Source organism: Kribbella sp. NPDC026596, assembly GCF_040638415.1.
Lineage (GTDB): Bacteria > Actinomycetota > Actinomycetes > Propionibacteriales > Kribbellaceae > Kribbella.
Window position 1 is genome coordinate 1 of sequence record NZ_JBEZYF010000001.1, and the last position, 25,018, is coordinate 25,018.

The window sequence follows — 25,018 nt, forward strand, 5'->3', positions numbered from 1 at the left end:
CTGGCCGCGGCCGGCTTCGAGGCAGTCCCGGCCTACGCCGGCCAGGGGCACGGTGACAAGACCGTGCGGCTGACCGTGATGGGCACCACCGACCTGCACGGCAACGTCTTCAACTGGGACTACTTCAAGAACACCGAGTACGACGACTCCGCGCACAACGACATCGGCCTGGCCAAGATCTCCACGCTGGTCACCGCGGTCCGGGACCGGATCGGCGCCGACCGGCGTGCCCCGCGCCCGCTGCTGCTGGACGCCGGCGACACCATCCAGGGCACCCCGCTCGCGTACTACTTCGCCAAGATCGAGCCCATCACCGGCGGTCACACCCACCCGATGGCCGCCGCGATGAACGAGATCGGGTACGACGCCGCCGCGCTGGGCAACCACGAGTTCAACTACGGCCTCGACATCCTGCGCAAGTTCCAGCGGCAACTGCGGTTCCCGCTGCTCGGGGCCAACGCCCAGGACTGGACCACGGGCCTTCCGGTGTTCCCGCCGTACGTGCTGAAGCGGGTGCACGTACCGGGCGAGAAGCCGATCACCGTCGGCATCCTCGGCCTGACCAACCCGGGGATCGCGATCTGGGACAAGGCGAACGTCGAGAACAAGATCAAGTTCGGCGGCATCGTCGAGCTCGCCAAGATCTGGGTGCCGCGGGTCCGTAAGGCCGGCGCCGACGTGGTGATCGTGTCCGCGCACTCCGGGATGGACCTGTCCTCGTCGTACGGCGACGCCCTGCCGGTCCCCGAGAACGCGTCGGCCCTGATGGCCGAGACGGTCCCCGGCATCGACGCCGTACTCGTCGGGCACGCGCACCTGGAGATCCCCGAGCGGCTGGTGACGAACAAGACCACCGGTGAGCAGGTCGTGCTGAGCGAGCCGCTGAAATGGGGCATGCGGCTGTCGCTGATCGACCTGGACCTGCAGAAGGTCCGCGGCCGCTGGAAGGTCGTCGGCCGGCACGGTCAGGTGCTGAACGCGAACACGGTCGACGCCGACCCGAAGGTCGTCGCGGTGCTGCAGAAGGACCACGACAAGGTCGTCGAGTACGTCAACTCGAAGATCGGCACCTGCACCGAGGCGATGTCCGCGGCGACGGCACCATGGGAGGACACCGCGGCGCTGGACTTCGTCAACTTCATCCAGGCCGACGCGGTGTCCAAGGCCCTCGTCGGTACGCCGCAAGCCGCGCTGCCGGTGCTGGCGATCGCGGCACCGTTCAACCGCGGCGCCGCGATCCCGGCCGGGGACGTCTCGATCCGCGACGTCGCCGGGCTCTACATCTTCGACAACACCCTGCTCGGGGTGACGATGACGGGCGCGCAGATCAAGGACTACCTCGAGTTCTCCGCGCAGTACTACAAGCAGGTGAGCGGGACCGGGCCGTTCCCGTCCGACCAGGTCACCAACGCGCCGACCCCGACCGCGCCGCTCGGGACGCCGGACTACAACTACGACGTCATGGGCGGCCTGACCAAGCCGCTCACCTACACGATCGACATCGCCAAGGCAGTCGGCGCGCGGATCACGGACCTCGCGTACGACGGCACCCCGGTGGCCGCCGACCAGGAGTTCGTGGTCGCGGTCAACAACTACCGCCAGTCCGGCGGCGGCAACTTCCCGCACGTGAAGACCGCGCCGGTCGTCTACAACCGCCAGGTCGAGATCCGCCAGCTGATGATCGACTACGTCACCGCCACCGGCACCGTCGACCCCACCACCTTCCACACCACCGACTGGTCCCTCACCACCAACGGCACCCCGATCACCATCACAGCCTGAACCCGCCGGGGGGTGGTCGACCCACGCGTGCTGCGCGCTGTCGTGCGCGATCAACCACCCCGGACCGGCGCACGCCCGACGACCGCCACCCGTGGGCTGGGGAGGGTATTACCCCCGGATCGGGAAGAAACCCTCCTCAGTCCATCGCGAGTTCAGCCGCCGCGGAGCGGTGTCCCTTGCGTGAGGGCTTGACCTCAAGATTGGCTAAGTGATTTAGTCAGTTTGTGAGTTACTCAGCTGCTGAGGTGCCGCCTAGTCTGTCCGACCGGTTGACCGAGTCGATTCTCGGGATCATTCGAGGCGGTGGGCTGGGCCCGGGGGATGCGATTCCGTCGGCGCGGGAGTTGGCCAAGCGGTTTGCGATCACCACGCCGACCGTGCGGGAGGCGCTCCGGAAGCTGGAAGCGACCGGGGCGGTCGAGTTCCGGCACGGGTCGGGGACGTACGTCGGCCCGACGATCAACAACGTCGTACTCGCGAACCCGCATCGGCCGCCGATCACCAAGGAGTCGGTGCTGCAGCTGATCAGCGCACGTCTGGTGCTCGAGCCGGCCATCGCCGCGCAGTCCGCGGTCGCGCGGCAAGCCGAAAACCTGGAGCGGCTCGAGGCTGCCGTCACCAACGCACTGATCCCGCCGGGCGGACCGACGTTCGCGCTGAACTTCCACGTCGAGCTCGCCGCCGCGTCCGGCAATCCGTTGCTGCAAGAGGTACTGGCGTCCTTGCTGAAGGTCCGCGTCCGTGAGCAGCAGCAGATCCGGGCCCTCTACGACAACCGCGAGCGTGACCACGAGGAACACCAGGCGATCCTGGAGGCCGTCCGGGCGCAGGACGCGGAGCAAGCCGAGCGCCTGACCCGCGAGCACCTCGACAACATCCGCCGTGCGGCCGAAGCCGCCCCGGAGTGGTCATGACGATATCTCCGGAAAGAAACCGTCACCAGGTGGCCAGAAGTGTCCGGAAACTGGCGCAGATGACGACGGACGAGGCGCTCGAGGCCGTGCGGACCGCGCCGCTCGCGATCATCCCGGTCGGCGCGCAGGAGCAGCACGGCGGCGGGATGGCGATGTCCACCGACACCGTCCGCGCGGTCGGGGTTGCCGACCGGGTTGCGGAGCGGCTGGCCGGCCGGGCGGTCGTCGCGCCGGTCGTGCCGTACGGCGTCTCACCACACCACCTGGCCTTCGCCGGGACCATGTCGTTGTCTCCGGCAACATTCATGAGCATCGTCCGCGACGTGATCGCCAGCCTGCACACGCACGGTTGGCGTCAGTTCCTCGTCATCACCGGGCACGGAGGGAACAACGCCGCCTTGTCCGTACTCGCGCAGGAGTATGTTCGCAGCGACCTCACCTTCGCGTGGACCCCGATCACGTCCGTCGTCTCGGACCTGATCACCGATGTCAGCGCGGTGCACGGTCACGCCGGTGAGGCGGAGACCGCGCAGATGCTGTACCTGGCTCCCGAACTCGTCCAGGCCGATCGCCTGGAGCGGGGGGCAACCTCGCTCGACGAACTGACCACACCGGCCCGGCTGTCCCGGCAGGCGCGCGGTCCGCGCCTGTCCGTCGGGTTCGACGCGTATCACAAGCGTGGCGTGCTGGGTGATCCCCGCCGTGCCACTGCCGAGAACGGTCGTCTCCTGGTCGAGACCGCCGCCGACCGGATAGCCGCCTTCGCCGACGAGTTGCTCTCGGCCTGATCCACGCACCGACTGACTGGACCCCGCTCAGGGAGGTCCAGGCGTGAGCCTGCCCGCCCGCAGGCAGTTTGCCCTAGGAGGCACCCCGATGAACCTCGCATGCCCGAAATCACCCGCCCGCGTGGTCGCGGCGCTGCTGGTCGCGGCCGGCCTGGTGACCGCCGCCACCACGTTGCCGCAGGCAACCGCAGCGACCGCGTCCCGGAGTACCGGTTGCGGTCAGCAAGCAGTCTCCACCGGTGACTACGAAGTCGTCAGCGGCGGCCTGACCCGCACCTACCGCTTGCATGTGCCGGAGAAGTACAACCCCGCCAAGACTTACCCGCTGATCCTCGCCTTCCACGGTCGCGGCAAGACCGGCGCTCAGACCGAGGCCTTCTCCGACCTGTCGAAGCTCGACGCGATCGTTGCCTACCCCAACGGTGTGATCGGCGACGAGGACAAGCAGGCCTGGCAGGGCGCGCCGTACTCGGCCAAGGGGGTCGACGACGTGAAGTTCACCACCGACCTGCTGGATCACCTGGAGGGCACGCTCTGCGTCGACACCGACGCCGTCTACGCGACCGGGAAGTCGAACGGCGCCGGCTTCACCGGTATCCTGGCGTGCGAGCTGGCCGACCGGATCGCCGCGATCGCCCCGGTCTCCGGGGCGTTCTACCAGCAGGGCAAGCGTTGTACGCCGAGCCGCCCGGTGCCGGTGCTCGACATCCACGGCACCGGCGACACCACCATCCCGTACGGCGGTGACGGCCAGCGGGACCTGCCGAGCGTCGAGACGTGGGTCCGCGACTGGTCCGTTCGCGACCACTGCAACCCTGATCCGAAGGCAACCCAGCTGGGCGACGACGTACTCAAGTTCACCTACAAGGGCTGCAAAGCCGACGTCGTCCACGTCGCGGTCACCGACGGCGGACACACCTGGCCGGGATCGGACGCGAGCTCCGGGCCGGGGTACGTCACCCAGACGTTCGAGGCGCATGAGCTGATCGGCGCCTTCTTCACAGCACACAAGCTGTCATGAGTACGGCGACCGACACGAGGGAGCTGCCGCGCCTGGTCCGGGCGATGGCCGTGATCGAGCGGGCCGGCAACGCGCTGCCGCATCCGTTCTGGTTGTTCTGGATCCTGTCCGCGATCCTCGCCGTGGTCAGCGCGATCCTGGCCGGGTTCGACGTCTCAGTGGTCTCGCCGAAGGACGGCAAGACCGTCGCGGTGCAGAACCTGCTGTCCGGCGACGGTCTGCAGATGGCGGTGTCGACGGCGATCTCGAACTTCGCCGAGTTCCCCCCGATGGCGACGATTGTGGTCGTGATCATGGGCGTCGCGCTGGCCGAGCGGACCGGGTTCCTGCAGGCCCTGATGCGGGTCAGCGTGTCCCGGGTGCCACAGTCGATGGTGGTGTTCGCGGTCGCGTTCGCCGGCACGATGGCCCACGTCGCGTCGGCGGCGGCGTACATCATCCTGGTCCCGCTCGGCGGGCTCGCGTTCCGCGCGGTCGGCCGGTCGCCGATCCTCGGCATCGTGGTCGCGTACACCGCGATCGCCTCCGGGTACGACGCCAGCCCGATCCCGACCCCGAACGACGCGATCTTCGCCGGCATCACCACCGCGGCCGCGAAGACCGTGGATCCGGACGCCTACATCTCGCCGCTGTCGAACTGGTTCTTCAACATCGCGTCCTCGATCCTGCTGGCGCTCGTGATCACGCTGGTCACACGGCTGGTACTGAACAAGCGGACCGACCTCGAAGCCGACCCTGACGCGCCCGGTGACGATCCGGACCAGCTGAAGGTATCGGTTGCCGAGCGCAACGGTCTGCGCCGGGCCGGGATCGTCTTCCTGGTCGCGGCCGCCGCGATCGTCGCCGTCCTCGTGCCACACAGCTCGCCGCTCAGAGGCGAGAACGGCAGCATCGTCGACTCGCCGTTCCTGGACGGGATCGCGATGGTCGTCGCAGTGCTCTTCGGCCTGGTCGGCATCACGTACGGCGTGACCGTGAAGGCGATCGAGCGGGCGGCCGACGTACCCAAGTTGATGGCCGAGGGCATCAAGCAGATGGCGCCGGTGCTGGTGCTGTTCTTCGCGATCGCGCAGTTCCTCGCCTACTTCGACTGGAGCAACCTCGGGGATCTGCTGTCGGCGGAGTCGGCTCGGGTACTCGGGGATCTCGGGGCGCCGAAGGTGGTGATCTTCCTCGGCATCCTGGTGCTGCTGACGCTGATCAACGTGCTGGTGACCAGCGGCTCGGCGATGTGGTCGCTGACCGCGCCGATCCTGGTGCCGATGATGCTGCTGCTGAGCGTGCCCGCCGAGACCACGCAGGCGTTGTTCCGGATCGCCGACTCGGGCTCGACCGCGATCACGCCGATGAGCCCGTACTTCGTGATGGCACTCGGGTTCCTGCAGCGCTATCGCAAGGATGCCGGCGTCGGCACGCTGGCGTCGTACACGGTGCCGCTGGCGATCGCGATGACGGTCGCGTGGACGCTGCTGTTCCTCGCGTGGTGGGCGTTCGGGATCCCGCTCGGACCAGGAGCCCCGGTCAGGTGAGGGTGACGCCGGCCGCGCGGAGGTCGTGCAGCGCCTGCTCGGTGCTGCCCGGCGCGACGCCCGCGGTCAGCTTGGTGAGCACCGTCGTACCGAAGCCTGCCTGACGGGCGTCGAGGGCGGTCGCACGGACGCAGTAGTCGGTCGCGATCCCGCACACGTCGACGTCGGTGACGCCCTTGTCCCGCAGCCAGTCGGCGAGGTCGCGGCCACCCTCGTGGGACTTGCCCTCGAAACCCGAGTAGGCGGCCGCGTACTCGCCCTTGTCGAAGATCGCGTCGAACGGCTGCGGGTCCAGGTTCGGGTGGAAGCTGACGCCGTCGGTGCCGGCGACGCAGTGCCGCGGCCAGGAGTTCTCGTAGTCGGGGTGGTCGGAGAAGTGGTCACCCGGGTCGATGTGGTGGTCCCGGGTGGCCACGACGTACGCGTACTGGCGGTCCGTCGGCTCGGCGTCGTGCCACTTGTGCAGCAGCTCGCCGATCCGGAACGCGACATCGGCTCCACCGCCGACGGCCAGGCTTCCGCCCTCGCAGAAGTCGTTCTGCACATCAACAACGATCAGTGCCCGGGCCATCGCGACGCTCCTTCGCCAGGTGTCCTAGGCCCACGGTACAAGCGTTCCCGCCGTCAGACCGCGATTGCGCACCGCCGGGTGGGTCACCCGGCCAGCAACTGGCCCCCGGTCACGCGCAGGATCTCGCCCTGGACCGCGGTGGTCCGCGGCGAGGTGAGGTAGAGGATCGCGTCGGCCACGTCGCTGGTGTCCGGCAGTTTGCGGGCGCTGAATCCGGCCGTGATCTGGTCGAGCGCCGGCTTGGGGATGACCCGGTGCTCGCCGTTCTCCAACGTGATTCCAGGCATCACGATGTTGACCAGGACGCCGTCCCTGCCGAGGTCGTGCGTGAGCGCGGTGACGAACCCGTGCAGTCCGGCCTTCGCCGCGCCGTACGGCCAGGATCCCGGCAGCGGCCGCACGGCCACATCGGTCGACAGCAGGACGAGGCGCCCGTGCTCCGAGCGCCGCAGCGCCGGCGCCACCTGCTGCACCAGGTGGAAGTTGCCCTCGAGGTTGGCCCGCAGGATCGGGAGCCACCACTCCGGCCTGGCGTCCTCGATGTTCTGCGGCCGGTCGTTGAACCCGGCGTTGCCCCAGTTGACCGCATTCGCGACCACCGCGTCGAGTCCGCCCCACCGGTCGACCGTCGACGTTACCGCGGCCGCGATCGTCTCCGGCTCGTTCAGATCCATCGGTACGACGTACGCCGTACCTCCCGCTGCCTCGATCTCCGCCGCGACCGTCTCGGCCGCGTCCTTGCGGGAGTTGTAGGTGATCGCGACCCGGGCTCCTTCGCGCCCGTACGCGACCGCGGTGGCCCGCCCGATCCCGGACGACCCCCCGGTCACCAGCACCGCCGCATCCCTCAGCCCCAGCTCCATGAACCGCTCCTCGTGTAATGGTTAGTCGGCTAAGAACAAAACTTAGCCAACTAACTAAAGCCGCGCAAGAGTAATCCGCTGCCGAGATGAATTGAGCGGACAGTTATCGTGTGGTGGCATACGGTTACCTGTACGAGTCATGGGCTGGCACCTTTCGCCGGAGCGGCCCTTGGGGGCGCTCATGAAGAAGGCAGTTCTGGCAGTGGTCACCGCTGCGACCGTGGTGGCCGCGGCCCTGGTTCCGTCCGGCCGGCCGGTGGTGGCCGCGACCGGTGGTCAGGCGAGCCGGACTCCGACGGGGTTCGCGTCGGCGTTGTCCGCGGTCAAGCAGGCGACCTGGCAGACCAACGCGAGTGTGAACGCGCTCGCGGTCACCGGCAACACCGTCTTCGCCGGTGGGCTGTTCACGCGGGTCCGGCCGCCGGGCAACGCGGCGGGTCAGGGTGACGCGGCCCGGAAGTACTTCGCTGCGTTCAACCGCACGACTGGCGTGCCGACGCGGTTCGCACCGAAGGTCAACGGACCGGTCTGGAGCATCGCGACCTCCCCGGACGGCAAGTGGGTCGCGATCGGCGGTGACTTCACCGTCGTGAACGGCGTGTCCCGGCAGCACGTCGCATTGTTGAGTGTTGCCACCGGCAACCTTGTGGACGCTTGGGCGCCGGCGGTCAATTACCGGGTCGCGGCGCTGCGGATCTCCGGCAACACCGTCTACCTGGGCGGGTCGTTCGGCCGGGTCGGCAAGCTGACCCGCAACCGGCTCGCCGCGGTCAGCTTGAGTACTGGCGCCGTACTGCCGTGGAACCCGGACGCCGACGACGACGTGCACGCGATCGAGCTGAACCAGGACGGGACCCGTGTCTTCGTCGGCGGCGGTTTCACGACGCTGAAGGGTCAGGAGCACCATGCCCTCGCGATGGTGAACACCACCACCGGTGACGCGTTCTCGATGCCGGCGGCCGCGGCGATCCCGGAGGAGACGCCCGACTGCGACAGCCGGGTCAAGGACATCGAGGTGCAGGGCAACAAGGTGTTCGTGGCGAACGCCGGCGCCGGCATCGGCTGCTACGACGGTGTGCTCGCAGCGGACGCGAGTACCGGCAAGCTGTTGTGGCAGAACCACTGCCTGGGCGCGACCGAGGCGATCAAGGCGATCGGCAACTGGCTCTACAAGGGCTCGCACGCCCACGACTGCAGCGCGGACGGCGGCTTCGGCGACAAGACCGGAATGCACCACCTGCTGGTGGAGAGCACGGTCGACGGCAAGCTCGGCTCGTGGTTCCCGAACACCGACGCGGGTGGCGAGACTCTGGTCGGTCCGCTGGCGTTCGTGTCCGGCGGCAACGACCTGTGGGCGGGCGGCGACTTCACCGAGGTGAACGGCGTACCCCAGCAGGGACTCACGCGCTTCACCAACGGACCGGGTGGTGCGCTGCCGGCCGTGCCGGGTGCGCCGACGGTGTCCAGCAGCCGGGCGAACAAGGTGACGGTCAGCTTCGCCACGGTGGTCGACACGGACAACACCGTGCTGACCTATGCGCTGTACCGGGGCGAGACCAGGATCGGGACCTGGTCACGCTATTCCTACCCCTGGACGAACCCGACCGTCACGACCTTCACCGACAGCGGCCTGAGTAGCCGCCAGACCCTCGCCTACCACGTCGAGGTCACCGACGGCCGCAACGTCCGCAAGGGAAAAACGGCTGCCGTCAAGGTCCGCTGACCGGTAGGCTGCGGACGACTTCGAGGGAGTTGGGACATGCCCGGTAGATCGAGCACGCGCTGACCTGAATCGTCATCGCGTGCTGCTTTCGGTGTAAGCGGCACGGTTCCCCCTGCCCTGGTGCGTGCCCGCCCGGGCTCACTCGAAGGACCTCTTCGTGCCGCTGTCTTCTCGCGTGCCCAGTTTGTGGGCCGATCGTGACTTTCTCCGCCTCTGGCTCGGCCAGAGCGCATCGCAACTGGCGTCGTTCGCCAATCAGGTGACCCTGCCACTGGTCGCGGTGACCGCGCTCGGGGCGGGCGCCGCGCAACTCGGCGTACTCCGAGCCGTGCAGCAGCTCCCGATCCTGATCTTCTCGCTGTTCGTCGGAGTGCTCGTCGATCGTTGGCGGACCCGCACCATGATGGTGTATGCCGATCTCGGGCGGGCGCTCGTGCTTGCGGCGATCCCGCTCGGCTGGGTGCTCGGCCTGCCGTACCTGTACGTCGTGGGGTTCCTGGCCGGCATCTTTACGGTCTGCTTCGACGTCGCCTACATGGCCGGCCTGCCGCGGCTGGTCGCTCGCGATCAGCTTGCCCAGGGCAACAGCATGCTGGAGACCACCCGGTCGGCCGCGCAGATCTGCGGCCCGGCGCTCGGCGGCGCGCTCGTCTCGCTGCTGACCGCCCCGATCGCTGTCCTCGCGAGCGCGGCGTTCTACCTGGTGTCCGCGGTGTCGGTCGGCCGCGTCCGGCGCCTCGGCCTGCCTGCTGAGCCCGAACCAACCGACTCGCCGGCCACGCCGCAGGGCGTGCCGACGGACTTGCCGCTGAGCTCGCCGACGGGTCTGCGTCGACAGTTGAGCGACGGCTTACGGATCGTGGTTCGTGACGGAGCGTTGCGGGCGATCGCGACGGCGACGTGTGTCTACCAGTTCTCCTTCACTGCGCTGACCACCGTCTACCTGCTCTTCCTGACGCGCACGCTGGACCTGCCGGGTGCGGTCGTCGGCCTGGTGCTGGCGGCCTTCGGGCCGGGCGTGCTGGTCGGGTCGCTCCTGTCCGGCTGGCTACCCAGACGGTTCGGCTACGGGCGAGTACTGGTGTTCGCCGCCCTCGTCTCCGACGTCGTCATGCTGTCCACGTCCGTGCTCGACGGCGGGTGCTCGGCCACCGTCGCCGCGTTGATCGCTATCAACGTCCTGTACGGGCTCTTCAGTCAATGCGTCGACATCGCGGTCACGTCCGTCCGGCAGGCGATCACGCCGCTCGCGATCCAGGGACGCGTCGTTGCCACGATCAACTTTCTCGGCCTGGGGCTGACGCCGGTCGGTGCCCTGCTCGGCGGCGCGGTGGCAAGCGCCTTCGGCATCCGTGTGGCGCTCGTCACCGCCACCGCGGGTCTGTTCCTGTCTCCGCTGTGCCTGAGCCTGTCCCCGCTGGCTCGCGTCGGTCGCAGCCTGGGATAATCACTCACAGATGACACTCATAGTGAGGGACGCGTGACGGGGCCGGAGCAACTGGCCGTCGTTGCCGCTGGGCTGGGCGCGGGCCTGCTCACCTCGACCGTTGGCGTCGCGTCGCTGATCAGCTTTCCGGCGCTGATCGCGCTCGGGATCCCGCCGGTCGTCGCCAACGCGTCGAACACGATCGGGCTGCTGCCGGGTGCCTTGAGCGGCTCGTTCGGCTACCGCCGCGAGCTTCGCGAGGTGTCCCGGCCGACCACGATCGTGGTCGTGCTGACCTGTGCGATCGGCGCGATCGGTGGTGCGGCGCTGCTGCTGGCCCTGCCGCCGGGCGTGTTCGCGGCCGCGGCGCCCTGGCTGATCCTCTTCACCTGCCTGATCGTCGGCGTGCAGCCGTGGATCTCGCGCTGGCTGCGCTCCCGGCACGAGGAGCCGCACGGGACGCGGATGACGATGACGCCGGCGACGACCTTCTTCGCCGGGCTGACCGGTGTGTACGGCGGGTACTTCGGCGCCGGTGCGGGCGTGATGATGATGGCGGTGCTCGGGCTCGGCCTCGATCTGGAGCTCCGGGTCGTGAATGCGCTCAAGACGTTGGCCCTGCTCGCCGCGAACCTGGTCGCGAGCGTGATCTTCGTCTTCATCGCGGATCTCGACCTGTCCGCGGCCGGTCTGCTGGCCGTCGGCTCGGTGGTCGGCGGCTATGTCGGTGCCCACATCGGCCGTCGGCTGCCCGCGACGTTGCTGCGCGTCCTGATCGTGCTGGCCGGCGTGACGGCCGCCGTACTGATGCTGCGCTAAACGTGCTGAAAGATGGCGCCCACCGTGATCAGCACACAGATGCCGCCGTTCAGGTACTTGTGGGTGAACAGGATCGCGACGAACTCACGGATCGTTGCCGTCGGCCAGTAGTAGGCCGCGGTGGGGGAGCCGACCACCTGGCCGTTGACCTTGGCTCGCCGGGCGGTGAGCGCGGCCCGGAAGGCGTGGAAGTTGTTCGTCACGATGAGGCAGCGGTACTTCGGCTGCCGCGCAACCATCAACTCCCGGCTGAAGGTCAGGTTCTCCCAGGTGCTCGTCGACTCGTCCTCGCGCAGCACCCGGTCCTCCGGCACGCCCCGCTCGATCAGGTACGACGCCATCGCGTGCGACTCGGGGATGTCCTCGTCCGGACCCTGGCCGCCGGACGTGATGATCAGCGTTGACCGGCCCCGGCGGATCGCCCGGTCGTACACCTGCTTGGCGCGGTCCAGCCGGCTGGCGAGCAGCGGCGGGACCCGTGAACCGCGCAGCCCGGAGCCGAGCACGATGACGAAGTCGACCTTCCGGGACGAGCGGACCCGGCTGTAGACGAAGGCGTAGGCGAGGAAGCAGACGAACAGGAACGAGATGTAGGTCAGTACGCCGATCAGCGCCGTCCGCACCGCCGCGAGCGGCTCCCAGCCGATCTTCTGCACCGCCACGCCGAAGATGACGAGCCCGATGATCCCGAGCCCGGCCGCCAGCGACAGCAGGTTGGCCGGCCGCCGGCCCTCGCGACGCAGCATGGTGACCCCGTTGACCACCAGGAACACCGCGAGGACGGCGATCGCCACCGGGATCGCGACCAGGATCGCGACCACCAGCAGCCGGGCCGCGGTCTCGTTGACGGACTCGAGCGCGAAGATCACGCCGAGCCCGGCGAACATCAGCGTCAGAACGAGGAAGACGGCGTTCTTGAACAGCCGCCGATCCCGCCAGAAGCTGATGGCGAAGACGAGGAACCAGAACCCGGCAATTCCGAACGAGATGAGCATCGGGCGCCATCAAACCATCTGATGGCGCCCGATCGGCTCACACCAGGCTGGTCAGTGACGAGATCAGCGCGGCGCTGTTGCTGAACCGTTCCTCTCCAATGGGTAAGACCGTCGATCTTCCACCTTCACCGATGTGCGAGAGTCGTGCCGGGACCGGCATGCGAGGAAGGTGCGCACCATGACAAATGTCACGAACTGGGCGGGCAACGTGAGCTTCGCGAGCGCGCTGGAGCGGCCGCGCTCCGTCGCCGAGGTGCAGGAGCTCGTGGCCGGCAGTGAGAAAGTCCGGGTGCTGGGGACCGGGCACTCGTTCAACCGGATTGCCGACAGTGCCGGTGTGCTTCTCACCGTCGCGGACCTGCCGAAGGTGGTCGAGGTCGGCGAGCGTGGGGTGACCGTGTCGGCCGGCCTGCGGTACGGCGAGATCACGGCGGTGCTCGAGCAGCACGGGCTCGCGTTGCACAACCTGGGGTCGTTGCCGCACATCTCCGTGGCCGGGGCGTGCTCGACCGGGACACACGGATCCGGTGACACCAACGGACCGCTCGCGGACGCCGTCAACTCGATCACTTTCGTCGATGCGCGGGGCGAGCTCGTCACGCTCACGCGGGACGACGCGGACTTCGCCGGCTCGGTGATCTCGCTCGGCGCACTCGGAGTGACGGTGAGCCTCACGCTCGACGTCCAGCCGTCGTACCAGGTCAGTCAGGTCGTGTACGACGGCCTGCCGGTGGAGCGGCTCAGCACGGACTTCGCCGACGTGATGGGAAGTGCGTACAGCGTCAGCGCGTTCACCGACTGGGTCGACCCGGACGTGATGGTGTGGCGCAAGCAGCGCGGCCACCAACCGATCGAGCCCACCTGGCTCGGCGCAACGGTTGCCGATGGCCCCCGTCACCCGATCAAGGCGATGCCGGCGGACTACGCCACCCAGCAAGGCGGCCTGCCCGGCCCGTGGAACGAGCGTCTGCCGCACTTCCGGCTCGAGTTCACCCCGAGCAACGGTGACGAGCTGCAGTCGGAGTACTTCGTCCCCCGCGAGCGCGCGGCCGAGGCGTTCGACGAACTACGGACCCTAGGCAACCAGTTCGCGCCGGTCATCCAGGTGTCCGAGGTACGGACGATCGCCGCCGACGACCTCTGGCTGAGCCCGAGCCAAGGCCGCGACACCGTCGCCCTGCACTTCACCTGGATCCAGGACGAAGCTGCGGTCCGGCCGATCGTCGCCAATCTCGAGGCGGCGCTCGCACCGCTGGACGTCCGGCCGCACTGGGGCAAGGTGTTCGCCGCCGACGCCGCGACGCTCCGCGAGCGCTACCCCAAGGTGCCCGACTTCATCGCGCTCGCCGCGAAGTACGACCCCGCCGGCAAGTTCCGCAACCCTTACCTGGACACGTACCTCCCTAGCTGAGGTCGACCAGCGACAAGGGCATATCGTCGATCGGGTACGACGGGGACGGCGAACGGAGCAGCGTCCCGCTGACATGGCGGGCGCTGTTGCTGAGCACGACCCGGCCCTGATCGTTGACGATGGCAACGGTACGGCGGGTCGCCCGAAGACACGGCAGCACGGCCTTCTCGAAGGTGAACACGCGGACGTCCGCACCGGCCACGCCGACGAACCGTTCCCCGGCCAGGACCGGCACGGTGAAGGTCAGCGTGTAGTCGTCGGTGCAGAGATAGTCGACGTACGGCCCGGTGATGTGCCGCCGCCCGGTCGTGCGAGGTACGTCGTACCAGGGCAGGGACTCGTAGTCGTAGAAGTTCTCCCCGCGCGGGTCGGTGTCGACCAGGAGACGCTCGGCCGAGCCGTTGCTGAGCATGAACCACTCGAGCCACCAGCGGGAATCGGCCAGCGCGTCGACGGCGGCGACGAACCCGGCGCCCTGGATTCTGCCGTCCGGATCGGTCAGCGCGGGGTGGACGATGGTGGCGACACCGGTCAGGTCGCCTCGCCGCACACGGTCCTGCCCGGCGAACACCTCGCTGACCTGATTCGCGACCCGCTCCGCCAGACCGAACGCTTCCCCGACCACCGACTCGACCAGTTCGAGAACGGCTTCGAGACCTGCATCCAACGTCAAGGCAGCGCCCGCAAACGATGTCAACTCAGCATCCGTGCTCATGGGACCTCCAAAGCCAGTCTGAGGTCGATCAGGCGTGCCGTCGAGTCAGCGACGCGTTCTTCGGCGGCAGCGCGGGCCGCGTCGCCGTCGGTGCGGTCGATCGCCGCGACGATGTCCCGGCAGCTCTGCACAGTCCCGCGGTGGCTCTCGTCATCTCCGAACGCAAGCCACAGCAAGGTGCCGACCTCCGCCTGCAGGCTCACCTCGGCCCGGTAGAGCCGGGTGGACTGCGCGGTCGCGGCGACCTCGATGTGGAACTGGGCGTCGGCCCGGCGGCGACCGCCGAGGCCCTTGGCGAGCTCGAGGCTGTCGCAGACCGCGGTGAGCCGTTGTACGTCGTCCGGTGTGGCCCGCTCGGCCGCGAGCCGGGCCGCCGTACCGGCGATGGCGCTGTAGTGGTCGCCGAGGTCGCGGAGTTGCGCGAGGCTCAGCTCCTCCAGCCGGTCGCGGACGATCGCGGTCGACATCTCCTCTTGCGCGCGGACGAAGCTGCCACCGCCGCGACCTCGCCGGGTGTGGATCAGTCCGCGCAATCGCAACGAGGACAGCGCTTCGCGGATCGTCGTGGTGGAGACCCCGAAGATGCCGGCCAGGTCGGCCTCGCCGGGGAGTTGCTCGGAGTCCGGGATCAGGCCGAGCGCGATCGCGTCGGTCAGCCGGCGCGCCACCAGTTCCGAGCGGCTCAGCGGCTCGAGCGGTGCGAACACCGCCGCCGCGCCACTGCCGTAGAACCGCAGCGCCATCCCGACTCACTCTCTCCTCGGTCCCCGGCCACAACAACTCCGGAACATTCTCACCGATCGCTTGAACTTTAACATCTGTTTTCATATGTTTACGGCCACACGGTGTCCGTCCCCCACTTCGGGAGTGAGCGATGCGAACAGTCCGGAACCTGATCAACGGCACCCCGCGCGACGCGCTCAGCGGCGCCACCAGCGAACTGATCGATCCGGCCACCGGCAAGGTCTTCGGTACGGCGCCGCTGTCCGGCGACGAGGATGTGGACGCGGCGTACGAGGCTGCGACCGCCGCCGCACCTGGCTGGGGCGGTGCGACGCCGGCCGAACGGCAGCGGGCACTGCTCCGGTTCGCCGACCTCGTCGAGGCCCGGGCGGATGATCTCGTCGCCGCCGAATCGCAGAACACCGGCAAGCCGCTGGAGCTGACCAAGACCGAGGAGCTCACGGTCATGGTCGACCAGATGCGCTTCTTCGCCGGTGCGGCGCGATTGCTCGAAGGAAAGTCTGCCGGTGAGTACATGGCCGGCCACACGTCCTGGATCCGCCGCGAACCGATCGGGGTCGTCGGTCAGGTGACGCCGTGGAACTACCCGATGATGATGGCGGTCTGGAAGTTCGGTCCGGCCCTTGCCGCCGGCAACACCGTCGTACTGAAGCCCGCCGAGACCACTCCGGTGTCCACGGCGATGCTCGCGGAGATCGCGGCCGAGGTGCTGCCGCCCGGCGTCTTCAACGTCGTCTGTGGTGATCGCGCGACCGGGCAGGCCGTGGTCGCGCACCCGGCGCCCGGCCTGGTCAGCATCACCGGCTCGACGCGGGCCGGCTCCGAAGTCGCGAGTACGGCGGCTCTCGACCTGAAGCGCACGCACCTCGAACTGGGCGGCAAGGCACCGGCGGTCGTCTTCGCCGACGCGGACCTCGCGGCCGCGGCCGAAGCCATCGGCGTCGGCGGCTACTTCAACGCCGGCCAGGACTGTACGGCGGCCTGCCGGGTGATCGTCGACGCGAGCGTCCACGACGAGTTCGTCCGGACGCTGGTGGAGTGGGCTCGCGCGAACGCACGACCGGGGCTCGCCGACGACACGGACGCGCTGTACGGGCCGTTGAACAGCAGCCTGCAACTCGACCGCGTCCGCGGCTTCCTCGCCCGGATGCCCGAGCACGGGTCGATCGTCCTCGGTGGTGAACGATCCGGCGGAACCCTTGCCGACGGCTACTTCCTGGACGCGACCGTCGTCACCGGGCTGCGGCAGGACGACGAGATGATCCAGGACGAGGTGTTCGGGCCGGTCATCACCGTGCAGTCGTTCGCCGATGAGGACGAGGCGCTCCGGATGGCCAACGGCGTGCGCTACGGCCTGGCGTCGAGCGTGTTCACCGCAGACCACTCCCGGGCGCTGCGGATGTCCAAGGCCCTCGACTTCGGGTGCGTCTGGATCAACACGCACATCCCGCTAGTGGCCGAGATGCCGCACGGTGGCTTCAAGCACTCGGGTCACGGCAAGGACCTGTCGTTGTACGGCGTCGAGGACTACACGCGGGTCAAGCATGTGATGTCGGCGATCGGATGAGGACGTTGGCAACCGACGAGCAGGTCGAGGCCGTGGCGACCGATGCCACGGCCGTCAGCCTGCGTGGGTTGCGGAAGACGTTCGGCGACGTCACCGCGGTCGACGGTATCGATCTCGACCTGGCCGAGGGCGAGTTCTTCTCGATGCTCGGCCCGTCCGGTTCCGGCAAGACCACTGTGCTGCGGATGATCGCCGGCTTCGAGGTGCCCACGGCCGGCCGGATCCTGCTCGGCGGCGTCGACGTCACCGACCAGGCGCCGTACGCGCGGGATGTGAACACGGTCTTCCAGGACTACGCGCTGTTCCCGCACATGAATGTGCTGCAGAACGTCGAGTACGGGCTGCGGGTGAAGGGTGTCGACCGGCGCAGACGCCGTGCCAGGGCCGTCGAAGCGCTCGAGACGGTCCGGCTGGAGGGGTACGGCGACCGCCGGCCGAGCCAGTTGTCCGGTGGCCAACGGCAACGAGTCGCGCTGGCCCGGGCCCTGGTGAACCGGCCCAAGGTGCTGCTGCTCGACGAGCCGCTCGGTGCGCTCGATCTGAAGCTCCGGCGGGAGATGCAGATCGAGTTGAAGGCGATGCAGCGCGATGTCGGGATCACCTTCGTGTTCGTCACCCACGACCAGGAAGAGGCGCTGACGATGAGCGACCGGATCGCCGTGTTCAACGGCGGCCGGATCGAGCAGCTGGCCGCGCCGGCCGAGCTGTACGAGCACCCGGCGAGCGCGTTCGTCGCCGGGTTCGTCGGCACGTCCAACCTGCTCGAGGGTGAGGTCGCGGCCGCGATCCTCGGGACGGCCGGGCTCTACACGGTGCGCCCGGAGAAGATCCAGCTGCACCCGCGCGACGCGGCCGCCGAACCGGAGCTGTGTACGGCGACCGGAGTGGTCCGTGAGGTGGTGTACCTGGGCTCGGCCACCCAGTCCGTGGTCGACCTGGACGCCGGTGGCTCGCTCATCGTCCTGCAGCAGAACCAGCACGGATCCGTGCAGGACAAACTCGAACTTCGGGGTGCCCAGGTCCGGCTGACCTGGCACCGCGAACACACCGTCGCGATCGGCGGTCAGCCCTAGCAACTCCGCTCTCGAACCCACGCCTTCCTTCCTTCCTTTCAACTCCCGCCCCGAACCAAGGAGGTTTCCGATGAAGAAACTCAGTGTGGCGGCGAGTCTGGCAGTGCTCGCGCTGCTGGCGACCGCGTGTGGCACGTCCGGCGGCGATTCCGGGGACTCCGGCGACGGAGCGGCCGGGACCAGTGGCTTCACCCCGCCGGACCTGAAGAAGCTCGAGACGCTCGGCACCGGGGAAGGCAAGCTCAGCGTGCTGGCCTGGCCCGGGTACGCCGAGGACGGCTCGAACGACCCGAAGGTCGACTGGGTGACGCCGTTCGAGAAGCAGACCGGCTGCCAGGTGACGGTGAAGACGTTCGGCACCTCCGACGAGGCCGTCACGCTGATGAAGACCGGGCAGTACGACGTGGTGTCGGCCTCCGGCGACGCGTCGCTGCGGCTGATCGCGGCCGGGAACGTCGAGCCGGTGAACACCGACCTGATCCCGAACTACGCCGACATCTACCCGTTCCTGAAGAACCGCCCGTGGAACTCGGTGAAGGACCAGATGTACGGCGTACCGCACGGGTACGGTGCGAACCTGCTGATGTGGCGGACCGACAAGGTGAAGCCGGCCCCGACGTCGTGGGGCGCGGTCTTCGACGCGAACTCGCCGTACAAGGGCGCGGTGACGGCGTACGACTCGCCGATCTACATCGCCGACGCCGCGATGTACCTGATGGCGACCAAGCCGGACCTGGGGATCAAGAACCCGTACGCGCTGGACGACAAGCAGTTCCAGGCCACCGTCGACCTGCTCAAGACGCAGAAGACGCTCGTCTCGGAGTACTGGTCGGACTACCTGAAGGAGGTGCAGGCGTTCACCAGCGGCAACTCGGTGATCGGCACCACCTGGCAGGTGATCGCGAATGTGGCGACCGGCGAGAAGGTGCCGGTGCAGGTGACCGTGCCGACCGAGGGCGTGACCGGCTGGTCCGACACCTGGATGGTCAGCGCGACGTCGAAGAACAAGAACTGCGCGTACCTGTGGATGAACCACATCATCAGCCCCGAGGCGAACGCGGCCGTGGCCGAGTACTTCGGTGAGTCGCCGGCGAACGGCAAGGCCTGCGCGAAGACGGCCGACAAGAACCACTGCACGACGTTCCACGCGGGCGACGCGGCGTACGCCGAGAAGATCTGGTACTGGACCACCCCCATCGAGCAGTGCCTCGACGGCCGCACCGACGTCAAGTGCACCGACTACAGCAAGTGGACCCAAGCCTGGACCCAGATCAAGGGATGAGCACTCTGCACCGTCACCCCAAGGCTCGGTTGGGGCTCTTGCTGGGGCCGCCGATGTTGTGGCTTGGGGTTGCGTATCTGGGGGCGTTGGCGGCGTTGTTCGTCACTGCCCTCTGGACGCAGAACGGGTTCACCGGGCAGATCGAGCGGGTGTGGACGCTGGACAGCTTCCGGACGCTGTTCACCGTCGACGTGTACCGGACGATCGCGCTGCGGACGGTCGCGGTCGCCCTGCTGGTGACCGTGATCGACGCGGTGGTCGCGTTGCCGATCGCGCTCTACATGGCGAAGGTGGCGGGGCCGGGATTGCGCCGGTTCCTGCTGGTGGCGGTGCTGATGCCGTTGTGGGCGAGTTACCTCGTCAAGGCGTACGCGTGGCGCGGGATGTTCTCCGAGGGCGGGCTGGTGTCGTCGGCGTTCGAGGCGGTCGGGCTGAAGTCGCCCGGGTACGGCCTGACGGCGACGATCGTGACGCTGGCGTACCTGTGGCTGCCGTACATGATCCTGCCGATCTACGCCGGCCTCGAACGGCTGCCGAACTCGCTGCTGGAGGCCTCGGCGGATCTGGGCGGGCGGACCTCCCAGACGCTGCGGCGGGTGGTCATGCCGATGATCGTCCCGGCCATGGTGGCGGGCTCGATCTTCACCTTCAGCCTGACGCTGGGTGACTACATCGCGGTCCGGATCGTCGGCGGCACCAACCAGTTGCTGGGCAACGTGGTGTACGACAACGTGGGTGCCGCCAACAACCTGCCGTTCGCGGCCGCGGTCGCGACGATCCCGGTCGTCGTGATGCTCGGCTACCTGGCCGCGGTACGCCGTACCGGAGCGATGGAGAGCCTGTGATGACGCTGTCCCGATCGACCCGGATCGTGCTGCGGGTGCTGACCGTGCTGATTCTCTGCTTCATCTATGTACCGCTGCTGCTGGTTCTGGTGAACTCGTTCAATGTGAACAAGACGTTCGCCTGGCCGCCGCGGGACTTCACCCTGGAGTGGTGGCGCCGGGCGGCCGAGAGCCAGGGTGCGCTGGACGCGCTCTGGGTGAGCGTGCGGGTGGGACTGGCCGCGACCGTGATCGCGCTGGTGCTCGGCACGATGATCGCGTTCGCGCTGCAGCGGTTCAAGTTCTACGGTCGCGAGACGGTGTCGCTGCTGGTGATCCTGCCGATCGCACTGCCGGGCATCGTCACCGGGATCGCGCTGAACAACGCGTTCCGGACGCTCTTCGGGTGGGAACTCGGGTTCGCCACGATCGTGATCGCCCACGCGACGTTCTGCATCGTCACCGTGTTCAACAACGTGATCGCCCGGTTGCGGCGTACCGGCGTGCAGTTGGAGCAGGCGTCGGCGGATCTGGGGGCGTCGGGGTTCACGACGTTCCGGCTGGTGACGTTCCCGATGATCCGGTCGGCACTGCTGGCGGGGGCCTTGCTCGCGTTCGCGCTGTCGTTCGACGAGATCATCGTGACCACGTTCACCGCCGGCGCGAACCAGCAGACGCTGCCGATCTGGATCTTCAACAACCTGTTCCGGCCGAACCAGGCGCCGATCGTCAACGTGGTCGCGGCCACGCTGATCGTGTTCTCGGTGATCCCGGTCTGGCTGGCACAACGACTGTCAGGCGATGCCGAATCCTTGGGAGCTGGACGATGAGTGTCACGCAGGAACGGAAGCTGGTCACGGAGATTCCCGGGCCGCGGTCCGTCGAACTGCTGGGGAGGGTACGGCGCTCGGTCGCGCGCGGGGTCGGGATCACGCTGCCGGTGTTCGTCACCGAGGCCGGGGGCGGGATCGTGGTGGATGCCGATGGCAACCACTTGATCGATCTCGGGTCCGGCATCGCGGTGGTGAACGTCGGGAACGCGGCGCCGCGGGTGGTGAGCGCGGTGCAGGAGCAGGTGGCCCGGTTCACCCACACGTGCTTCATGGTCACGCCGTACGACGGTTACCTCGAGGTGTGCGAGGCGCTGAACCGGATCACGCCCGGCGATCACGAGAAGCGGTCGGTGCTGCTGAACTCCGGCGCCGAGGCGGTGGAGAACGCGGTGAAGATCGCTCGTGCGCACACCCACCGGGACGCGGTGGTGGTGTTCGACCACGGGTACCACGGGCGGACCAACCTGACCATGGCGATGACGGCGAAGAACATGCCGTACAAGGACGGGTTCGGCCCGTTCGCGCCGGAGGTCTATCGGGTGCCGACGTCGTACCCGTACCGGGACGGGTTGAGCGGGCCGGAGGCGGCGGCACGGTCGGTGGCGGCGATCGAGAAGTACGTCGGTGCGTCGAACGTGGCGTGTGTGGTGATCGAGCCGATTCATGGGGAGGGCGGCTTCGTCGTACCGGCGGACGGGTTCCTGCCCGCTGTTGCGGAGTGGTGCCGTTCCCAGGGGGTCGTGTTCGTCGCGGACGAGATCCAAACCGGGTTCGGGCGGACCGGTGAGCTGTTCGCGTGTACTCGCGAGGGCGTCGTACCGGACCTGATCACGCTCGCGAAGGGGATCGCGGGTGGGTTGCCGCTGGCCGCGGTCACCGGGCGGGCCGAGATCATGGACGCGCCACACGTGAGTGGTCTCGGCGGGACGTACGGCGGTAACCCGGTGGCGTGCGCGGCCGCGCTGGCGGCGATCGAGACCAGCGAGGCCGAGGACCTGCCGGCCCGGGCGCGGGAGATCGGCGGCATCATGCTGCCCGCGCTGCACGACCTGGCCGCGCGGCACCCGGTGATCGGCGACGTCCGCGGCCGCGGCGCGATGATCGCCATCGAACTGGTGAACTCTGCGGGGGAGCCGGATCCGATCGCGACCGGCGAGGTCGCCAAGGCCTGCCACGCCGAGGGGATGGTCGTGCTGACGGCGGGCACCTACGGCAACGTCCTGCGGTTCCTGCCGCCGCTCGTCATGCCCCCGGACCTGCTCCGAGAGGCAATGAGCCTGCTGGCGAAGGTGTTCGACGCGCGTTAGGGAAGGCATTCGAGGGTGGTGGATCACCGGGTGTAGCGCGCATCACACCAGCATGGCCTGACCTATGCCCTGTCGCCCCCGTCGTTAAGACGTGGGGATCCTCGATAGAACCGTGACGACACTCTTAGCTCTCCTGGGCGGCGTTGCCGTGGTAGGTGGTGCTACCGACCTCGCCACCGTGGTGGCGCCGGACAACGTCCGCGAGCTCCACGCCTACGAGGCTGCTCCGCGCTGCTCGGCCGCTCCGTCCACACCGGCTGAATGCCGGTGGACGGAGGTGTTCACCGTGTCCGGCGTCCACGTCGTCAAGAACTACCAGCAGGGCGAACGCAGCGCGGTCCTGACCGGCGCGTCCGGCGCCAGGTGGAACACGGGGTTCAACCAGAGTGGCCCTGTCCTGGAGCAACTCGACGAGGGCGACCGGGTGACCGGGACCATCTGGCGCGGCCGGATGACCGAGATCACGGCCAACGGCGCCGCCCAGGAGACCAGATGGGCCCCGGCGGGCGGGGGCGGGCCCGACATCCTGGCGCTGATCCTGGCCTCCAGCGGCCTGCTCGTGATCGTCGCCTGCGCTTGGCGGCTGCAACGCCGCCGCGTGACCCCAGCCATCGAAGCCACCCTCGCCCTGGGCGTACAGCTGCCCTTCATAGGGCTCTTCTCCGCGGTCGCGCTCTTTCTCCTCGCCGATTTCCTGGCGCCGAGCTTGGCCGACAACTTCTGGCTGTTCGCGGCCGTCTTCTGCGCCGGCGCTGCCTGGCTGACGGTCGCGCAACGCCGGAGCCTCAGAGCACCGCGCACCCCGGGCATTCCGATCTAGGGCGTGCATCTCGACAGGAGGTGTCGGGTCGGGCAGACGCTCGCCACGCTCAGAGGTCGCGGTGCGATGAGTCGATCGCCGGACACCTCCTGTCGGCCTGCACCTCAGGGCTCGAGGGTGGTGGTGATGGTCCAGAGGAGGTTGCGCATGATGCGGCGGTCCTCGGGGGAGAGGGCGGCGAGCGCGCGCCGGCCGGCGCGGTCGTAGACCTCCTGGACGGTGTGGGCCAGCTCGACGCCGCGGTCGGTGAGCTCGATGCTCACCTGACGGGCGTCCGCGCTGTTCTTCAGCCGGCGGACGAGGCCCGCGGTCTCCATCCGCTGGGTGGTCTTGGTCGCGGTGGGGACCTCGACGTCCAGTACGTGCGCGAGCTTCGCGACCGGGAGCGAGCCATGGTGCAGGAGCTTGGCGAGCACCAGCTCCTGTCCGGTGTGCAGGCCGGTGCCGGCCAACTCCGCACCGACGGCTTTCCGGGCGGCGCGATCGGCGAACCGCAGTGCGATCAGCACATCCGTCGCCGAGGCCGGCGCGTCGGGCGGCCACGCCTCCGCACCCGACGGCGCCGCGTGCCCCGTCCCCACCGCCGGCTCGGCGGTCACCTCTGGCTCGGTGGTCACGTGTGGCTCGGTGCTCACGTGTGGCTCCGGGGGAGGAAGGGGTTGCGGGCGTCGTAGTCGCCGGTGTACTCGGTCGGGATGGCGGGCTCGCCGCGGCTCAGCTGGCTGGCGTAGCGGGGGAGCTCGTCGCGGACCTTCAGGTGATGGGCCTGCGACTCGGCGGGCGTCGTACGGCCGATGATCTTGCCGGCCTCGACCAGCGGCTTCAGCAGGACCCGGTCGTCACCGTCGTCGACCGGCTGTTCGCCGACCCCGATCAGCTCGACCTCCGCGACGCCCGTGGCCGACCGGCGCCGGAGCGCCCACTTGCGGCCGCCGATGGAGATCTTGTCCGGGCTCCTCTTCGCCACCGGGACCAGGTTCCCGCTCGCGTCCTCCCGGGCGACCAGTTTGTACACGAACCCGCAGGTCGGGTACCCGCTCCCGGTGACGAGCGACGTGCCCACGCCGTACCCGTCGACCGGCGCCGGGGCGAGCGCGGCGATCTGGTACTCGTCCAGGTCGCTGGTCACGATGATCCGGGTCTTGGTGGCCCCGAGCGCGTCCAGCTGCTCGCGGACCTGCCCGGCCAGCGACGGCAGGTCACCGGAGTCGAGCCGGACCGCGCCGAGCTCCGGACCGGTGATCTCGATCGCCGTCCGGACCGCCTCGGCCACGTCGTAGGTGTCCACCAGCAGCGTCGTCCCCTTGCCGAGGGCATCGACCTGGGAGGTGAACGCCTCCCGCTCGGTGTCGTGCAGCAGCGTGAACGAGTGCGCCGCCGTCCCCGCGCTGGGGATGCCGTACCGGCTGGCCGCCTCCAGGTTGGAGGTGGTCGCGAACCCGGCGATGTACGCCGCCAGCGCCGAGGCGACCGCGGCCTCCTCGTGGGTCCGGCGCGAGCCCATCTCGATACAGGGCCGCCCACCGGCCCACCAGGTCATCCTCGAGGCCGCCGACGCGACCGCGGAGTCGTGGTTCAGGATGGACAGGAAGACGGTTTCCAGCAGCACCGCCTCGGCGAAACTCGACTCGACCACCAGCACCGGGGAGCCGGGGAAGAAGATCTCCCCGTCGGCGTAGCCGGAGATGTCGCCGGTGAACCGGTAGTCGGCCAGCCAGTCCCGGGTAGCCTGGTCGACGACGCCGTGATCGGCGAGGAAAGCGATTGCTCGCTCGTCGAAGCGGAACTGTTCGAGCGCGTCGAGCAGCCGGTTGACGCCGGCGACCACGCCATACCGGCGGCCGTCGGGCAGCCGGCGGCCGAACAGTTCGAAGACCGAGCGGCGCTGCGCCGTGCCGTCGGCCAGGCTGGCCTGCAGCATGGTGAGCTCGTAATGGTCGGTCAGGAGCGCGGTCGACTCACTCGCCGTGTTGGTCACAAGGGCAGCCTATTGCGAACACCGAACCGATGA

The 25,018-nt window shown here is 68.7% G+C and carries 23 protein-coding genes; 16 read left to right on the forward strand and 7 right to left on the reverse strand.

What is annotated here, in order from left to right; genetic code table 11:
- The 5 genes from AB0E63_RS00005 to AB0E63_RS00025 all read left to right on the forward strand — a co-directional run.
- A partial coding sequence (locus AB0E63_RS00005) for a 5'-nucleotidase C-terminal domain-containing protein (RefSeq protein ID WP_360358887.1) occupies positions 1-1,782 on the forward strand: 1,782 nt, incomplete at its 5' end.
- Positions 1,783-2,006: 224 nt separating this feature from the next.
- Positions 2,007-2,696, forward strand: coding sequence for an FCD domain-containing protein (locus AB0E63_RS00010; protein ID WP_360358889.1), 690 nt, complete (start codon positions 2,007-2,009; stop codon positions 2,694-2,696).
- Positions 2,697-2,755: 59 nt separating this feature from the next.
- Positions 2,756-3,484, forward strand: coding sequence for a creatininase family protein (locus AB0E63_RS00015; RefSeq protein WP_360358891.1), 729 nt, complete (start codon positions 2,756-2,758; stop codon positions 3,482-3,484).
- Positions 3,485-3,572: 88 nt separating this feature from the next.
- Positions 3,573-4,505, forward strand: a complete 933-nt coding sequence (locus tag AB0E63_RS00020) for a poly(3-hydroxybutyrate) depolymerase (protein ID WP_360358893.1) — start codon at positions 3,573-3,575, stop codon at positions 4,503-4,505.
- Positions 4,502-6,034: an AbgT family transporter gene (locus tag AB0E63_RS00025; RefSeq protein WP_360358895.1), complete on the forward strand. Its 1,533-nt coding sequence runs from the start codon at positions 4,502-4,504 to the stop codon at positions 6,032-6,034. Before AB0E63_RS00020 ends, AB0E63_RS00025 begins: the two co-directional genes overlap by 4 nt.
- On the opposite strand, the gene AB0E63_RS00030 is transcribed toward AB0E63_RS00025, so the two are convergent.
- Together AB0E63_RS00030 and AB0E63_RS00035 are read right to left on the reverse strand one after the other, a co-directional pair.
- Complete coding sequence (locus AB0E63_RS00030; RefSeq protein ID WP_360358897.1) at positions 6,027-6,605, reverse strand: nicotinamidase; 579 nt, start codon at positions 6,603-6,605, stop codon at positions 6,027-6,029. The two genes, AB0E63_RS00025 and AB0E63_RS00030, sit on opposite strands and share 8 nt — an antisense overlap.
- A gap of 83 nt (positions 6,606-6,688) precedes the next feature.
- On the reverse strand, positions 6,689-7,468 hold the full coding sequence (locus AB0E63_RS00035; RefSeq protein ID WP_360358899.1) for an SDR family oxidoreductase: 780 nt from the start codon (positions 7,466-7,468) through the stop codon (positions 6,689-6,691).
- A 181-nt stretch (positions 7,469-7,649) separates the two neighbouring features.
- On the opposite strand from AB0E63_RS00035, the gene AB0E63_RS00040 reads away from it, so the two are divergent.
- From AB0E63_RS00040 to AB0E63_RS00050, 3 genes are all read left to right on the forward strand, one after another.
- Positions 7,650-9,191, forward strand: coding sequence for a fibronectin type III domain-containing protein (locus AB0E63_RS00040; RefSeq protein ID WP_360358901.1), 1,542 nt, complete (start codon positions 7,650-7,652; stop codon positions 9,189-9,191).
- 175 nt (positions 9,192-9,366) lie between these two features.
- Positions 9,367-10,638, forward strand: coding sequence for an MFS transporter (locus AB0E63_RS00045; protein ID WP_360358903.1), 1,272 nt, complete (start codon positions 9,367-9,369; stop codon positions 10,636-10,638).
- A 33-nt stretch (positions 10,639-10,671) separates the two neighbouring features.
- Positions 10,672-11,436 carry a sulfite exporter TauE/SafE family protein gene (locus tag AB0E63_RS00050; RefSeq protein ID WP_360358904.1) on the forward strand — a complete coding sequence of 255 codons (765 nt, stop codon included), beginning with the start codon at positions 10,672-10,674 and terminating at the stop codon, positions 11,434-11,436.
- Here the strand turns inward: AB0E63_RS00050 and AB0E63_RS00055 are convergent.
- Positions 11,433-12,431: a YdcF family protein gene (locus AB0E63_RS00055; RefSeq protein ID WP_360358906.1), complete on the reverse strand. Its 999-nt coding sequence runs from the start codon at positions 12,429-12,431 to the stop codon at positions 11,433-11,435. The genes AB0E63_RS00050 and AB0E63_RS00055 overlap by 4 nt on opposite strands.
- A 178-nt stretch (positions 12,432-12,609) precedes the next feature.
- Between AB0E63_RS00055 and AB0E63_RS00060 the strand changes: the two genes are divergently transcribed.
- Positions 12,610-13,842 (forward strand): D-arabinono-1,4-lactone oxidase, encoded by a 1,233-nt coding sequence (locus tag AB0E63_RS00060; protein WP_360358907.1) that lies wholly within the window; start codon positions 12,610-12,612, stop codon positions 13,840-13,842.
- Here the strand turns inward: AB0E63_RS00060 and AB0E63_RS00065 are convergent.
- The gene (locus AB0E63_RS00065; RefSeq protein ID WP_360358909.1) at positions 13,835-14,557 is read right to left on the reverse strand and encodes a cache domain-containing protein; all 723 of its coding nucleotides are present in this window, start codon (positions 14,555-14,557) and stop codon (positions 13,835-13,837) included. The genes AB0E63_RS00060 and AB0E63_RS00065 overlap by 8 nt on opposite strands.
- Positions 14,554-15,300 (reverse strand): FCD domain-containing protein, encoded by a 747-nt coding sequence (locus tag AB0E63_RS00070; RefSeq protein ID WP_360358911.1) that lies wholly within the window; start codon positions 15,298-15,300, stop codon positions 14,554-14,556. The genes AB0E63_RS00065 and AB0E63_RS00070 overlap by 4 nt, the downstream gene beginning before the upstream one ends.
- 131 nt (positions 15,301-15,431) lie before the next feature.
- On the opposite strand from AB0E63_RS00070, the gene AB0E63_RS00075 reads away from it, so the two are divergent.
- From AB0E63_RS00075 to AB0E63_RS00105, 7 genes are all read left to right on the forward strand, one after another.
- On the forward strand, positions 15,432-16,868 hold the full coding sequence (locus AB0E63_RS00075) for an aminobutyraldehyde dehydrogenase (RefSeq protein ID WP_360358913.1): 1,437 nt from the start codon (positions 15,432-15,434) through the stop codon (positions 16,866-16,868).
- Positions 16,865-17,941, forward strand: a complete 1,077-nt coding sequence (locus AB0E63_RS00080; protein ID WP_360358915.1) for an ABC transporter ATP-binding protein — start codon at positions 16,865-16,867, stop codon at positions 17,939-17,941. The genes AB0E63_RS00075 and AB0E63_RS00080 overlap by 4 nt, the downstream gene beginning before the upstream one ends.
- 70 nt (positions 17,942-18,011) lie before the next feature.
- Positions 18,012-19,223, forward strand: a complete 1,212-nt coding sequence (locus tag AB0E63_RS00085) for an ABC transporter substrate-binding protein (protein WP_360358916.1) — start codon at positions 18,012-18,014, stop codon at positions 19,221-19,223.
- A gap of 53 nt (positions 19,224-19,276) precedes the next feature.
- The gene (locus tag AB0E63_RS00090; protein WP_360358917.1) at positions 19,277-20,068 is read left to right on the forward strand and encodes an ABC transporter permease; all 792 of its coding nucleotides are present in this window, start codon (positions 19,277-19,279) and stop codon (positions 20,066-20,068) included.
- Positions 20,068-20,877 carry an ABC transporter permease gene (locus AB0E63_RS00095; protein WP_360358918.1) on the forward strand — a complete coding sequence of 270 codons (810 nt, stop codon included), beginning with the start codon at positions 20,068-20,070 and terminating at the stop codon, positions 20,875-20,877. The genes AB0E63_RS00090 and AB0E63_RS00095 overlap by 1 nt, the downstream gene beginning before the upstream one ends.
- Positions 20,874-22,187, forward strand: coding sequence for a 4-aminobutyrate--2-oxoglutarate transaminase (gene gabT, locus AB0E63_RS00100; RefSeq protein ID WP_360358920.1), 1,314 nt, complete (start codon positions 20,874-20,876; stop codon positions 22,185-22,187). The genes AB0E63_RS00095 and gabT overlap by 4 nt, the downstream gene beginning before the upstream one ends.
- Positions 22,188-22,299: 112 nt before the next feature.
- On the forward strand, positions 22,300-23,007 hold the full coding sequence (locus AB0E63_RS00105) for a hypothetical protein (protein ID WP_360358921.1): 708 nt from the start codon (positions 22,300-22,302) through the stop codon (positions 23,005-23,007).
- A 104-nt stretch (positions 23,008-23,111) separates the two neighbouring features.
- Here the strand turns inward: AB0E63_RS00105 and AB0E63_RS00110 are convergent, their stop codons facing one another.
- Both AB0E63_RS00110 and AB0E63_RS00115 read right to left on the reverse strand, forming a co-directional pair.
- Positions 23,112-23,642 (reverse strand): MarR family transcriptional regulator, encoded by a 531-nt coding sequence (locus AB0E63_RS00110; protein ID WP_360358923.1) that lies wholly within the window; start codon positions 23,640-23,642, stop codon positions 23,112-23,114.
- Positions 23,639-24,985, reverse strand: a complete 1,347-nt coding sequence (locus AB0E63_RS00115; RefSeq protein WP_360358924.1) for a nicotinate phosphoribosyltransferase — start codon at positions 24,983-24,985, stop codon at positions 23,639-23,641. Before AB0E63_RS00115 ends, AB0E63_RS00110 begins: the two co-directional genes overlap by 4 nt.
- Positions 24,986-25,018: the final 33 nt, after the last annotated feature.